This window comes from Agromyces cucurbitae, from assembly GCF_058349945.1.
Window position 1 is genome coordinate 458,966 of sequence record NZ_JBYRES010000002.1, and the last position, 13,488, is coordinate 472,453.

General features: G+C 69.6%; 15 protein-coding genes and 1 riboswitch. Of the genes, 9 read left to right on the forward strand and 6 right to left on the reverse strand.

The window, feature by feature from the left end:
• The first annotated feature begins 328 nt into the window (after positions 1–328).
• The 4 genes from AC3RJ6_RS08970 (at position 329) to AC3RJ6_RS08985 (ending at position 5,031) form a co-directional block, all read left to right on the forward strand.
• The gene (locus AC3RJ6_RS08970) at positions 329–1,675 is read left to right on the forward strand and encodes an MFS transporter (protein WP_491427153.1); all 1,347 of its coding nucleotides are present in this window, start codon (positions 329–331) and stop codon (positions 1,673–1,675) included.
• A 107-nt stretch (positions 1,676–1,782) separates the two neighbouring features.
• Entirely contained in the window at positions 1,783–2,256 is a 474-nt protein-coding gene (locus AC3RJ6_RS08975; RefSeq protein WP_491426679.1) for a pyridoxamine 5'-phosphate oxidase family protein, read from the forward strand.
• A 98-nt stretch (positions 2,257–2,354) separates the two neighbouring features.
• Positions 2,355–3,707, forward strand: a complete 1,353-nt coding sequence (locus tag AC3RJ6_RS08980) for a hypothetical protein (protein WP_491426680.1) — start codon at positions 2,355–2,357, stop codon at positions 3,705–3,707.
• Between the two features lie 67 nt (positions 3,708–3,774).
• A complete protein-coding gene (locus AC3RJ6_RS08985) occupies positions 3,775–5,031 on the forward strand; it encodes a hypothetical protein (RefSeq protein WP_491426681.1) in 1,257 nt (418 codons plus the stop codon).
• A 126-nt stretch (positions 5,032–5,157) separates the two neighbouring features.
• Here AC3RJ6_RS08985 and AC3RJ6_RS08990 read toward each other — a convergent pair whose 3' ends face one another.
• Both AC3RJ6_RS08990 and AC3RJ6_RS08995 read right to left on the reverse strand, forming a co-directional pair.
• Positions 5,158–5,310 (reverse strand): hypothetical protein, encoded by a 153-nt coding sequence (locus AC3RJ6_RS08990; RefSeq protein WP_491426682.1) that lies wholly within the window; start codon positions 5,308–5,310, stop codon positions 5,158–5,160.
• A 170-nt stretch (positions 5,311–5,480) separates the two neighbouring features.
• A complete protein-coding gene (locus AC3RJ6_RS08995) occupies positions 5,481–5,738 on the reverse strand; it encodes a hypothetical protein (RefSeq protein WP_491426684.1) in 258 nt (85 codons plus the stop codon).
• Positions 5,739–5,887: 149 nt separating this feature from the next.
• On the opposite strand from AC3RJ6_RS08995, the gene AC3RJ6_RS09000 reads away from it, so the two are divergent.
• Entirely contained in the window at positions 5,888–6,808 is a 921-nt protein-coding gene (locus AC3RJ6_RS09000) for a DMT family transporter (RefSeq protein WP_491426685.1), read from the forward strand.
• 53 nt (positions 6,809–6,861) lie between these two features.
• Here the strand turns inward: AC3RJ6_RS09000 and AC3RJ6_RS09005 are convergent, their stop codons facing one another.
• Entirely contained in the window at positions 6,862–7,044 is a 183-nt protein-coding gene (locus AC3RJ6_RS09005; protein WP_491426687.1) for a hypothetical protein, read from the reverse strand.
• 128 nt (positions 7,045–7,172) lie between these two features.
• On the opposite strand from AC3RJ6_RS09005, the gene AC3RJ6_RS09010 reads away from it, so the two are divergent.
• From AC3RJ6_RS09010 to AC3RJ6_RS09025, 4 genes are all read left to right on the forward strand, one after another.
• Positions 7,173–8,480: an FAD-binding oxidoreductase gene (locus tag AC3RJ6_RS09010; RefSeq protein WP_491426689.1), complete on the forward strand. Its 1,308-nt coding sequence runs from the start codon at positions 7,173–7,175 to the stop codon at positions 8,478–8,480.
• Between the two features lie 119 nt (positions 8,481–8,599).
• Positions 8,600–8,872 carry a DUF8462 domain-containing protein gene (locus AC3RJ6_RS09015; RefSeq protein WP_491427154.1) on the forward strand — a complete coding sequence of 91 codons (273 nt, stop codon included), beginning with the start codon at positions 8,600–8,602 and terminating at the stop codon, positions 8,870–8,872.
• Between the two features lie 77 nt (positions 8,873–8,949).
• Complete coding sequence (locus AC3RJ6_RS09020) at positions 8,950–9,324, forward strand: PH domain-containing protein (protein ID WP_491426690.1); 375 nt, start codon at positions 8,950–8,952, stop codon at positions 9,322–9,324.
• On the forward strand, positions 9,303–9,842 hold the full coding sequence (locus tag AC3RJ6_RS09025; protein WP_491426691.1) for a hypothetical protein: 540 nt from the start codon (positions 9,303–9,305) through the stop codon (positions 9,840–9,842). The genes AC3RJ6_RS09020 and AC3RJ6_RS09025 overlap by 22 nt, the downstream gene beginning before the upstream one ends.
• Positions 9,843–9,868: 26 nt before the next feature.
• Here AC3RJ6_RS09025 and AC3RJ6_RS09030 read toward each other — a convergent pair whose 3' ends face one another.
• From AC3RJ6_RS09030 to AC3RJ6_RS09040, 3 genes are all read right to left on the reverse strand, one after another.
• On the reverse strand, positions 9,869–10,504 hold the full coding sequence (locus tag AC3RJ6_RS09030; protein ID WP_491426693.1) for a ScoMcrA-related endonuclease: 636 nt from the start codon (positions 10,502–10,504) through the stop codon (positions 9,869–9,871).
• A gap of 37 nt (positions 10,505–10,541) precedes the next feature.
• On the reverse strand, positions 10,542–11,801 hold the full coding sequence (locus AC3RJ6_RS09035; protein WP_491426694.1) for a hypothetical protein: 1,260 nt from the start codon (positions 11,799–11,801) through the stop codon (positions 10,542–10,544).
• A 237-nt stretch (positions 11,802–12,038) separates the two neighbouring features.
• On the reverse strand, positions 12,039–13,103 hold the full coding sequence (locus AC3RJ6_RS09040; RefSeq protein WP_491426695.1) for an Ltp family lipoprotein: 1,065 nt from the start codon (positions 13,101–13,103) through the stop codon (positions 12,039–12,041).
• Positions 13,104–13,368: 265 nt separating this feature from the next.
• Positions 13,369–13,484: riboswitch (SAM riboswitch) on the forward strand.
• Positions 13,485–13,488: the final 4 nt, after the last annotated feature.

Sequence of the window (13,488 nt, forward strand, 5' to 3'; positions counted from 1 at the left end):
GCCGACGCGCGCCTCGGTCGCTCGATGAGCGACGCAGGAGCGTCTCGAGACCCGCTGCACGGCGGGGGTGTCGCTCCGCAGAATCGGCAGAGGAGCAGAGTTGCAGAGCGATTCTGCGAATGGACACCCCCGCCGGGCGCACGACCCACCTCCGTCGGTCGAGGGGCGACGCAGGTGCGACTCGAGACCTCGCGACCAGCGCGGACGGCCTCATCTCGGTACGCGCCTTCCGCTGTGAGCCACTCACAAAGAGCGGGAGATGTCGATCTGACGTGTCCCCGTTCGACGCATGAGTAGAAGCACCTGATGCACCACCGCTTCACGACGCATCCGAAACGGAAATCGAACGGCAAGGAGCACGATCATGACCGCACCTCGGGCACTCCGGCCCCTGCGCAACCCCGCCTACCGGTGGCTCGCCGCCGCACTCGTCGCGTCGATGGTCGGCGCGGGCATCTGGATGGTCGCCCTCGTCTGGCAGATCGTCGCGATCGGCGGGGGAGCGGCCGAACTGTCGCTCGTCGCCGGTGCGTCGGCGATCGGGATGCTGCTGACCACGCTCCTCGGCGGCGCGCTCGCCGACCGCATCCCGCAGCGGCGCATCCTCATCACGGTCGAGGTCGTGCGGGCCGCGAGCGTCGGGGCGGTCGCCCTGCTCGCGCTCGCCGGAGCGCTCGACGTTTGGCACCTCGCCGTCGTCGCCTTCGTCGGCGGCGTGATGGCGGGCCTCTACTACCCGGCGTACTCGGCGCTGCTGCCGAGCGTCGTCGCCGAGGACGAGCTGCTCGCCGCCAACGGCTTCGAGGGCATGGCCCGCCCGGTGCTCATGCAGGCCGGCGGGCCGGCGCTCGCGAGCGCCCTCATCGCGGTGTCGTCGCCCGGCGCGGCGCTCGCGGTCGCCGCGCTCACCGGGGTGGTCGCGGCGGTGTGCCTGCGACGCGTGCCCGATCAGCCCCTGCGCCGCGAACCGACGGGCGGAACGCGGCATCCGGCCGTCGCCCTGCTCGTCGACGTGCGCGACGGATTCGCGTACATGATGCGCACGCCGTGGCTGCTGGGCACCCTGTCGTTCGCGTCGCTGCTGATCCTGCTCATCATGGGGCCGTTCGAGGTGCTGGTGCCGTTCGTCATCAAGGATGTCGCGGGCGCCGGCCCCGAGGGCCACGCCCTCGTGCTCGCCGCGTTCGGCGTCGGCGGTGCGGTCGGGTCGATGGTCGTGGCATCCCTGAAGCTGCCGCGCCGGTACCTGACCGCGATCGTGCTGCTGTGGGGGCTCGGGTGCATCCCGCTCGCCGTGTTCGGCCTGACCGACCAGCTGTGGGTGATGGCGCTCGCCGCGTTCGCCGTCGGCGCCGCGTTCAACGGCGGCGTCGTGATCTGGGGAACCCTGCTGCAGCGCCGGGTTCCGCAGGAGATGCTCGGACGCGTCTCGAGCCTCGACTTCTTCGTCTCGCTCGCGTTCATGCCCGTGTCGATGGCGATCGCCGGCCCCGCGGGCGAGCTCGTCGGACTGCCCGTCGTCTTCCTCATCGCCGGCATCGCGCCGCTCGTGATCGGCGTCGTCGCGATCGTCGCGGCCCGCATGAGCCGCGACGAGATCGCGAACCCCCTGGATGCCGCGGAGCCGACTGATCTCGAGAGCGCGGATGCCGCGCCGGAGCCGGTCTTCGCGTAACCCCGTCGGTCGAGTGGCGACTCCGTCGGTCGAGTAGGCGCGCAGCGCCGTATCGAGACCACGCCCGAGCAACATCCCCTTACGGCCAACCCCAGAAGCTGCTACCCATGAACATGCCCTCCACCGCCGACGTGAACTCCGCCCCGCTCGCCGCCGCCCGCCGCGTCATCGACGCCGCCTCGTACCTGACGATCGCCACCGCCGACGCCGCGGGCACGCCGTGGGCGACGCCGGTCTGGTTCGCCGAGCACGACCTGCGCGAGTTCTTCTGGGTCTCCCGCCCCGAGACCCGCCACTCGCAGAACATCGCGGCCCGCCCCGAGGTCGCGCTCGCGGTCTTCGACTCGACGGTCGCCGTCGGCGAGGCGATCGCGGTGTACGTCGAGGGAGTGGCCGGCGAGGTGCCCGCCGACGAGCTCGACACGGCGATCGCCGTCTACGACGCGAAGTCGCAGGCGCGCGGACTCCGCGGGTGGACGGCGGACGATGTGACCGGTTCGGCGCCGTTCCGGCTGCTCCGCGCGCGGGCGACGCAGGCCTACGTGCTCGACGAGCTCGAGCGGCGGGTGCCGCTGCTGTAGCCGCCTCCATCACCGCCGCCGAGAGATCGGCCCGAGGCATCCGCCCGCCCCCACGAACCCCTCAGCCGCCTTCAAGCGGCGCCCGTAAGATCAACCGCATGGCCGGATTCTGGGGCAAGCGAAAGCGCGACGAGCAGGAGCTGCAGGCGCAAGACGCCGTCTTGGCGAAGCGGGCGGGCAGCGCGCTCGTCGCCGCCGACGAGCGCATTCGCGTGACCGCCGACGAGCTCGCCTTCGCCGACGCCGAGCTCGGCCACGAGGCGACCGCCGACCTGAGCGCCGCGCTCGCCGCGGTGCGTGAGCACCTGGGCGAGGCGTTCCGGCTGAACCAGCTGAACTACGACGAGGTGCCCGACACCGCCGAAGAGCTGCGCATGCGCAACGCGCGCATCGTGCAGCTGTGCGAGTGGGCCGAAGACCTGCTCGACGAGCGCACCGCCGCGCTCGCCGACAAGATCGCGCGGGCGCGGCGGGCTCCCGAGATCATCGCCGGTGTTCGGGCGGATGCCGCGCAGCTGCGTGCCCGCATTCCCCAGACGCGCGACACCATCGAGCGGCTCGCCGCACGGTATTCGTCCGAGGCGCTCGCGCAGATCGAGGTGAACCCCGCCGAGGCCGAGCAGCTGCTCGCCTTCGCCGAGCACGGCGCCGCGGTGGCCGAACGACGACGCGAGGCCGGTCAGCGCGAGCAGGCGAACCTCGCGGTCGAGGCCGCGACCGAGTCGGCACGCCGCGCCGGGGCGCTGCTCGACGCGGTCGAGACCTTCGAGATCGAGGCGCTGCGCGCCGAGTCGACCCTCGCCGCGATCGTCGAAGACTCGCGCGGCGACCTCGCGGTCGCGGTCAAGGAGCCCGCGTCGCCCGGCGTCTCCGCCGCGATCGCGAACCTGCAGGCTGCGCTCGCCGCCCTTCCCGGGGCCGGTGTCAACACCGATCCGTTCGCACAGCTGACCCGCCTGCGCGACGCGAACGCCGGCCTCGACGCGGCAATAGCAGCGGCCCGCGAGCGTGCGGCGCGCCCGATTCCGTCGCTCGAGCACGTGCACCACTCGATCGACGACGCCGACCGGCAGCTCGCGGTCGCGCGCGACGTGATCGCCGGCCACCGCGGCTGGATCGGCGCCGACGCCCGCACCCGACTCGCCGAGGCCGAGCGCATCCGGCTCGAGCTCGACCACTTCCTCGGCATGCCGGCCGCGACCGTCACCGTCATCGCCGATGACCACCGCGAGCACGTGATGACGATGGCCCGCCGCGTCGCCCACCTCGCGGCCGAGGCGCTGCACCTCGCGCAGCGCGACATCGACTCGTCCCGCCCGCAGGGCGGCCCCGGCCAGTGGGGCGACCAGGGCTGGGGTGGCGGCCGCCGCGGCAGCAGTGGCTCCGACGTGATGGGCGGAATCCTCGGAGGCCTCGTGATCGGCAGCATCCTCGACGGGATATTCGACTGACCACGTGCTGCCCGTACCCGGCTGACAGGCCGTAGCGGGCTCCACGCGCCGATCGTAGGATCGGAGCATGGCCGGGTTCCGGTTCAGGCGCCGACTCGGCGCGCACCAACTCGAGGCACACGACGCCGACTCGGCGAAGCGGGCCGGGGCCGCGCTGTTCCACGCGGACGAGCGCATCCGTGTCGCCGCCGAGGAGCTCGGCTTCGCCGAGGCCGTGCTGGGCGCCGGTGCGATCCGGCCGCTGAGCGAAGCACTCGCCGACGCGCGCCGCCAGCTCAGCACCGCGTTCGTTCTGAACCGGCTCAATCACGATGCGACGCCCGGCACAGTCGACGAGGTGCGCGCTCGACACGAGCGCATCGTGCAGCTGTGCGAATCGGCCGAGCGCCTGATCGACGAGCAGCTCGCCGTGATCACCGAGCGGATCGCCCGGGCGCGGCGCGAACCCGAGTTCATCGCCGGCCTGCGCGCCGAGATCGAGCGTCTTCACTCGCGGGTGCCGGTCGTCCGCGAGACCATCGACTCCCTCGCTGCCCGCTACGCGAGGGAGGCACTCGTCACGGTCGAGGCCGATGCCGCCGAAGCCGAGCGACTGCTCGCCTTCACGGAGCACAGCCTGCGCGTGGCCGAGCGACGTCGCGACGCGGGAGCGCGCGATCACGCGCAGGTCGCGCTCGAGGCATCCGCCGAATCAGTGCGACGCGTCGCCGCGATGCTCGACGAGGTCGAGACCTTCGAGGTCGAGGCGCTGCGGGCCGAGTCGGCCTTGGCCGCGATCGTCGAGGAGTCTCGTCGACACGTCGCCGTGGCGCTCGAAGCGCCCCGTTCCCGCGCCGTCGCGACCGCGATCGACGGGCTGCAGGCCGCCCTCGCGGGCCTCCCGCCGGGCGTCAACACCGACCCGTTCGCCCACCTGAGCCGAATGCGTGCGGCCCATGCGGCGCTCGAAGCGGCGATGGCGGCGGCTCGTGAGCGCGCGATGATTCCGGTTGCGCCCGTCGATCACGTGAGTCCGGCGATCCACGCCGCCGACCGAGAGCTCGAGGTCGCTCGCGATGCCATCGCCCGCAACCCGGGTCGCATCGGCGCCGAGGCGATGAGGGCGCTGGCCGAGTCCGAGCGCATTCGCATGGACCTCGGGCAGTACCTCGGCAGCCCCGCGGTGACGGTCTCGGTGACCGACCACGATCACCAGGCGCAAGTGGTGACCATGGCCCGTCGCGCCGCGCTCCTCGCGAGCGAGGCCCTCTTCTTGGCACGGCGCGACATCGATGCATCGCGGCACCACGGCTCCGGGCGCGGGGCGATGTCGGCGGTCTCGTGACCCCGTCGGTCGTGTAGCGACGACGGAGCGTGTCGAGACCGCACATCCCGCCACCGCCTCGTACGTGCGCGCCGTCGAGCGCGCGCGTCATCGCGATCGCGACGGCTGACGGACGACTCGGGATGGTCAGTGCATCAGTGTCGACATCGCCGACGTCCAGGCAGCGAGCGCTCCGAGCGGGAGGGCGGCGAGCACCGCGAGCAGGCCGACGATCGCCCACCCGCGGCGGCGGGGGCGAGGCCGCACCGAGAGGGCGAACCGGTGGTGCGTCGAACTCACGGTGTTGCCCTCCATTCGCCTCGATGGTCGCGTCGCCGGATCGAGCGATGCTTGGATTCCGACGGTATTGGGTCACCGCGTGGCGCCGTGACCCCCGTTCACGTGTGAAATGCGACCGGTGCGAGACACCGTCGATCACGCGATTCTCAGCGAAGAGTGGACCCGGGGGTTCAGTCGCCTGCTGTCGGCTGCTCGTCGGGCTCGGCGAGCGCCGATTCTGCCCTCGCGAGCTCTGCTTCCATCGCCTCCCACTCCTCCGCGTACGCGCCGAGCATCCCGGCGAGCACGGCCCCCGGCGCCCCCGACTCCTGCGCTGCGAGGAGGGCCTCGTATGCGGCGGTCTGCGCCGATACTTGCAGCGGCTGGTCTGGAGCGCAGAGGGCGATCCTTCGCCGTACCTCTACGCGGTCGATCGAAGCAGGTTCCATGGGCCCAGTCTCGAGTGAGCGACTGACACGCGGCCGTCTGACTGCATCAACGCCGTCGTCGTTTGCGACCTCAGAAGTTGGCGCGATCTCGCGCCAGTTCGGCCGTCGAGCGCGGCCGCGATGTCGGTGGTCGGCGGCAGAATGTTCAAGTGACTCGTCGTGGGCTGTTTCTCTTCATCGCGCTCGGAATCGCGTGGGGCATCCCATATCTGTTCATCAAGGTCGCCGTGTCAGAACTCGACCCGGCCATGGTGGTGCTCGCCCGCTCGGGGCTCGCGGCCATTCTGCTGCTGCCGCTCGCGCTCTTCCGCCACGAGGTCGGGCCGGTGCTGCGTCGGTGGAAGCCGATGCTCGCGTACACCCTCGTCGAGATCGTGCTGCCGTGGTACTTCCTGAGCTCGGCCGAGCAGACGCTGCCGAGCTCGACCGCCGGGCTGCTGCTCGCCGCGGTGCCGCTCGCGGGCGTCGCCATCGCCTTTCTCATGGGGCGGCCGGCGCGCCTCTCGGGCACGAACTGGATCGGCATCGCACTCGGCATGCTCGGCGTCGCCGCGCTGGTCGGCTTGGATGTCGCCGGGTCGGACCTGTTCGCGGTCGCCCAAATGGCCGTGGTCGTCGTCGGCTACGCGCTCGGCCCGGCAATTCTCGCGCGCTGGATGCCCGACCTGCCCGGCATCGGCATCGTCGCCGTCTCGCTCGCGGCGACCGCCGTCATGTACGTGCCGTTCGTGCTCGCGACCGGCGGCGTGCCGACAGCTTGGCCGTCGCCGCCCGTCATCGTCTCGGTGATCGTGCTCGCCGTCGTCTGCAGCGCGCTCGCCTTCTTGCTCATGGTCGGCCTCATCGCCGAGATCGGCCCGGTCAAGGCGACCACGATCACCTACGTGAACCCGGCCGTCGCGATCATCGCCGGTGTCGTCGTGCTGGGCGAGCGCGTCACCGTGTGGACGATCGTCGGCTTCGTGCTCGTGCTGCTCGGGTCGTATCTCGTGACGAAGAAGCACCTTCCGGAGGTCGGTCGAGTAGGCGCGCAGCGCCGTATCGAGACCACCGCCCCGCCGGTCGAGTGAGCGGGTTGAGGAGCGACGAAGGAGCGTCTCGAAACCCACCCGAGCCCGTCGGCTCAGTCCCCGTCGCCCCCATCACCGACATCGCCGGCTTCGACCGACGACGGCTCCCAATCCTCGACCACCGTGGCGGTCGTGCCGCCGAGCGAATCCCCGGCGCGCAGGCTCGCCGCTTCGAGCGCCCGCTGAATCGCGAGGTCGACCTCAGACGCCGGGTCGACGTGCTCATCGAATGACATGGTGCCCTCCCTGCGGCCCACCGTAGCCCGCGATCGGCCGTCCGACCAGCCCTTCGGCGCAGACCTCGCTCTTGACGCCGGCGCCCGTCCGAGGCATCCTCGGCCCCGAGACAGGCGGGGGAGATCGCATGCAGACGCTCGAACCAGGTGACGACGGCTACGACGACGCGCGGCGCGTGTGGAACGCGATGGTCGACCGCAGACCCCGGTACATCGTCGCCTGTTCGAGCGTCGAGGAGGTCGCCGAGGCGATCCGCTTCGCGCGGGCGAACGACCTCGAGATCGGCGTGCGCTGCGGCGGGCACAGCATCGTCGGCCACGCCGTGCCCGACGGCGGGCTCATGATCGACCTGCGGCCGATGGGGTCGGTCGAGGTGGATGCCTCGGCGCGACGAGCTCGCGTACAAGGTGGTGCGCTGCTCGGCGCACTCGACCGTGCCGTCCAGGTGCACGGCCTCGCGACGACCGCGGGCAACGTGTCGCACACCGGCATCGGCGGACTCGCGCTCGGCGGCGGCATGGGCTGGCTCGCCCGGCAGCACGGACTCACGTGCGACAACATCGTCTCGTTCGAGCTCGTGACCGCTGACAGCGAGATTCTGCGGGTCGATCGCGACCATCACCCCGACCTGTTCTGGGCGCTGCGCGGGGGCGGCGGCAACTTCGGCGTCGTGACCGAGTTCGAGCTGGTGCTGCACCCCGAGCCCGGAGACGTGCTCTCGGTCGAGTACCTCTACCCCGTGGCATCCGGCGCCGCGGCGATGCGTCGCTGGCGCGACGAGAGCACCCGAGCCGACCGGCGCGCGACCTACAACGCGACCATCTCCGACGGAACGCTGTCGCTCGGCTTCGTCTGGGTCGGCGACCCGGTCGACGCCGAGGCCGCGGCCGCCGCGCTCGCGACGAGTCTCGCCGAGGTCGACGCCGGCTTCGAGCGGGTGATCGTGCCGATGACGTACCTCGAGCTGCAGACCCGCGAAGACGACGTCGAGGCGCACGAGTGGCGCCGCTACTGGAAGGGCCACTACTTCGACGAGTTGAGCGACGACGTCATCGATGCGGTGCTCGCGCGTAATGGTGCTGATCTGCCGAATGTGAGTTTGCAGGCGTATGGTGGGGCGATTGCCGACATCGCCCCTGGCGAGACGGCGTTCTCGCGGCGTGACACCGCTTTCGAGTTCGTGTGCGCGTCGAAGTGGGTCGACTCGGCTGACGATGAGGCGCGGGTCGCGGGCGCGCGTCGGTATGCCACTGCGATGGAGCCGTTCGCGAGTGGGGCGTATGTCAACGCGCTCAGCGACGAGGGGTCGGCGGGAGTGCGGCGAGCGTACGCGCCTGAACACCTCGCGCGGTTGACCACTGTCAAGGACGCGTACGACCCGGAGAACGCGTTCCACCTGAATCAAAACATCGTGCCGTCGGGTACAGCGGGTTGAGGAGGAGCGAAGCGACGTCTCGAAACCCAGTCGACCTGCACGGAGGCCCATGAATCGGAGCGATCTACAAGAGTCTGGCCAAGTCTAGGAATTCACTAGACAGGGTTAGACATCGGTAGATTCTCCGAGATCACTGGAGGTGCGCCTTCCGTGCCCGTTGGGACCGAGCCACCCCGGCCGAGCAGCAGTACCTGCGTGCGATGGCGCACGACGGGGATCAGGGCAGCTCGTCGGGTGCAGTCGCGACCAGGCTCGGCAGGAAGCAGAAGAGTCTCGGTCCCACCCGAGCAGCCCTCATCGCGAAGGGCCTGGTCTACGCACCCGAGTACGGCGTCGTCTCGTTCACCGTCCCCGGCATGGCTGCATTCATCGACCGCCAGATCGACAGCTGAAAGCGGGCCGAGCGCCGCTAGGCTCCGAACCAGGTGCGCCCCGGTGGCGCGATGACCCGACGACAGAGAGGCCGCTCATGGCAGAGACCGCACCCATGCTCGCGTGGACGCTGCAGAACGAGATCCCGATTCCCGCCGACGTGAACTCGCTGCTCGTCGAGGGCGAGCAGGCGGTCGCCTCGTTCAAGACGTTCCGCGATTCGGCGACGTTCACCACGAAACGACTCATCGTGCGCGACGCGCAGGGCATCACGGGCAAGAAGGTCGAGATCTACTCGCTGCCGTACAGCTCGATCAACATGTGGTCGACCGAGAACGCCGGCGGCCTGCTCGACCGCGACGCCGAGGTCGAACTCTGGACCCGCGCCGGCCGCATCAAGGTCAAGCTCACGAAGGGCGCCGACATCCGCCGTATCGACAGCCTGCTCGCGTGGGCCGTGCTGCAGCACTGAGTCCTGCCGTGACGGAAGCCCCACAGCCTGACCTCGCTGCGCTCAGCCTGCGTACCCTGCTCGGCACCTACTCGGCGATCCTCCGCGAGCTCCTGCGTCGCGGGGTGATCCGTACGCTCAACGCGCCCGCCGGCGATCTCGCTGAGAGCCTATCGGCCACGGTCTACGCCGGAACTCTCGCTCCGAACAGCGAGAAGAGTTGGGATCTCAGAGATCGCGACGGTCGACTCATCCAGGTGAAGTCGCGGGTGGTCGCTGCCGCAGCTCGGACGAAGCCAGTCCAGTTCTCAGTGTTCCGCTCATGGGGATTCGACGTAGCGACTTTCGTCGTCTTCGAAGCCGAGACCTACGACGTGATCGCCGCGATCGAGGTCCCCGTCGATTCGGTCCGCGTGAAGGCCGGTGAAGTCGCCTGGGTTCGAGCGTCTCGACTCACCGTCTCGCTGGCCGTGCTGGCGTCGTTGCCCGGGGCCGTCGATCGGACAGCGGAGTATCAGGTCGTGTTCGAGCAACTGTAGGCGCAACTTCGAATTCAGTAGTCGGATCAGCAGAAGTCGCAGATCTTGCTCGCCGGGAGGACGAGTCCACACGTGGGGCACGTCTCTGCTGGGCGAACCGTCACGGTCGATCTCGTCGAGCGCACGCGTGTCGTTTCGAGCGGGCGGCGATCATCGCCTTCGACCGTGTAGCCGAGCTCGACCAGCCGGCCGCCCGCGCCGTGGCGCCCGCCGCTGAAGTGCGCCGGCGTGAGGCTCGACCCGTGCTCACGCAACCACGCCGCCGCGAAGATCGCCTTCGAGTCGTATCGGCCCTGGTCGGTCACGACGAAGTACTCGCGCGCCTCGCCGAAGCCGTACTTCTCGAGGAACGCCTCCCGCCCGATCTGGTCGAACTCGTGAAGCGAATCGTCGACGGCCCGACGATCGGTCAGATCGCGAACTCGGATTCGAGGACCCTCGAGTCTGGCGTACATCGCCCGATCCGGTCGGTACAGCGTGCCGTCTTGAGTGAGCCCTGTTAGGATCCAGCTGATCTGATCCTGATAGGCGAACATCCCGTTCGACGTCCGCTCAGTGAGCTCCGACCCTGAGAGCGAGAGCCGCTCGGCCACTTCGAGGTACAGATCCTGCAGCGCGATCGAACCCGCGTCGTCGATGACGTCGAGAATCGCTTCGGTCACATCGTCCTTCGGCCGCGTCACGTCTTCTCCCGGACGATCAGGCGTCTGTCGCGGCAGACGCGGGGTCCGCGACGACAGCGGGAAGGTCCGACTTCGTGCCGCGCTTATCCTTCACCTTCTCGGCCTTCGCCAGGAGGGCATCTTCCCGCCGCTCCTGGATCTGGTCGCCCAGCGCCTTGGCCCGATTCGCGACATCCGCACTCGTCGAGCCGACGCGTGAGGCCGCATCGCCCAGCAGCGCCTTCGCCGCGTGGCCCCATCGCGTTTGATCGAGCTGATCGATACCCACGAGCTGCAGGTCGGCGTGCTCCGCGAATTCCTTGACGCTCTGGTTCACCTGATTGGCGTGGCTGGTCACGGCCTGCGAGCTGAACGGGTTGGCCACTCGGGCGAAGTTCGTCAGCTCGGAGCTCTTCCGCACCGAGGCGCCGATCGCTTCGAGACTCTGAATGATGCGCGCAGTCCGATCGGCGCGCGCCACCTTGATGCCCTGACGGTGCGTCTCGAGCTGGCTCGGCTCGTCATCGGCGACGCGAGCGAGTTCGAGCACGTACTGGCGGTCCTGGAGCGCCAGCGTGCGAGCGAGAACGCCGAGCCAGAACGGCGCGTCCTTCTGAGCGACCTCGAGCGCCTTCGCCGAGTTGTCAGTGTCGCCGACACGCTCCCGAACATCCTCGGCGAGCGCACTCAGCTGCGCGATGGCTTCCGCCTGCATGGTCTGCAGCGCCAAGGAGTTGCCCTGGACCTTCGACCACGTGACGGAGGAGACGACGCCGGTCTCCCGGTAGATGCTGTCCGCCTCGTCGATGGCCAACGTGACCCCGCCGAGCTGACCGAGGGTCTCGATCTTGCGCTGCTTCAGCAGCCGATCGAGCTTGGCGTCGATGACTGCAAGGTACTCCTTGATGTCATCGAGCGCGGCCTCCAACGCAGCCTGAGTGGCCATCGCAGTGAGGGCGGCCGGAGCGGCTGGCGTGAAGAGAGCGGCGCGCTCGAACTTGAGGTGCTTGAGGATCTGGCCGTTCTTGGCGCGAACGACTCCGGAGGCCACGTCGGATATCCCGGCCTTGTTGAGGTATGCCGCCGACTCCGAGGTGAGCTTCACCCAGCGTCCGCTCGCCGCCTGGATCTGATCGACGGCACCAAGTGCCTTTCCCGCGCTCGCCAGCGTCGCGCTCGTCATCCTCCGGGCACCCAACTGCGCCTGGCTGTCGAAGACGGACAGGGCTTTCTCAGACCCGAGAAAGAGGACACCGTCGTCGGTCTTGATGACCGCCATGGTTGCTTCGTCGCTCATGCGACAATCCTGCCCGACAGCCCCTGGGTCAGCCGACGGATGAGGGCGACCGTCGTCCCGAGATCGGCGAGATCTCGCGGATTTCGCAGCGCGATCGGCGAACCCCCAAAACGGGGGTAGGGGTCCGGTTCACGGGCCCGCCAGATGTCGACGATCCGGGTGCGGATGCCACGTCATGAGGTATCCGCACCCGAACGAACCGTGCAGTCGGCTCAGTCCGACGAACGCTGATCGACCTCAGTATCCGTTCGCGCTCGCGCCGTGCTCGGCCTGCTCCTGCGTGAAACCTTCGTAGACGAGCTGCTCGATCAGCCCTTCGCGCGAGAACGACATGGTGTCGAGGTAGCTCTTGGCTTTCGCCGCGGCCTGCGCGTTCCAGTCGGGGGCGATGTGGTCGACGGCGAACGTCGCGTCGGCGTTCGAGAAGCCTTCGTACTCGAGCTGCTCGATGAGGCCAGTGCGCGAGAACGCCATGAATTCGAGGTACGACTCGGCCTTGCCGACCGCCTGCTGCTGCCCCATGGTCATGGCAGGCGGCTGCTCGACGGTGAGCGTGATCGTGCTGCCGGCCTCGACCTCGCTCGCGGTCGGGCTGACCGAGAGCACCTTCGCGGTGGCCTCTCCGTCGTAGACCACGACGAGGCCGAGGGCCTTGAGCGCGCTCTCGGCATCGGCGGCGGGCATGCCGACGAGTCCGCCGGGCACCGCGACCATGACGGGTTCGGGTTCCGGCGCAGGCTCGGCTTCCTGAGGTTCGGCGTCGGCCGCGACATCCTCGGATGCCTCGGCGACCGCCGCGGGATTGTCGGCGTCTCGCGAGGCGACGTTGGCCGCGCTGACCCCACCGGTGATGACGTTGATGATCAGGCCGAGAGCGATGACGGCGCACGTGACGATCCAGGCGATCTTCTTGTGCTGCTGGTAGCCCTGCAGGCGGAAGCCCCGGCTGTCGCGCTGGGCGCCCGTGAGCACGAGGATCAGGTCGACGAGCCACCAGACACCGAGGCCGCCGAGGGTGAACAGCTTGGCGAGGCCGGTGCCGACCTTGCCGAGGTAGAAGCGGTCGATGCCCCAGAGCCCGACGAGCCACGAGAGCAGCCAGGTCGCGATGAACGACTTCTCGCCCTCGGGGGCGTCGGCGGGAGCGGCCGGAGCGGGTGCCCCGCCGTAGGGCTGCGGAGGCGCCGGCGGGGCGGGTGCCGCGGGCGGCGCGCTCAGCGGAGGCGCGGGCGGCGCGCTCGGCGGCTGCGCAGCCTGGCCCTGCGGCGGGTTCGGAAGGGGAGGGATGGTGGGATCAGACATGAGCCGGCCTCTCAGTGAAACGAATGCTGTGTCCACCCGGCGGGTGGCGGATCTGAAGCTAGAAGCGGCCTGCGACAAACGAGGCCTGGAATCCGTTCGAAACGGATGTCTCGAGCTTGGCGTTGCCCGCGACATCCGCGCCGTTGCTCGGGAGTGGAGATCTTCCGCCCCACTACGGGGGTCAGAGCCCGAAACGCGGGTTGAGGAGGAGCGAAGCGACGTCTCGAAACCCGGCTGTCGGCGGCACCCCCTACCCTGATCCCAGGTTCACGAGTGGCAGCTGTCGGTACCTGGCCGGCTGCCCGACAACCCTCCTCCGTCGAGCGGGGTGCCCCAGGGGTAGAACCGGCCCGCGGCACTCGCCTCGGGCAAGTCGACGGAGGCG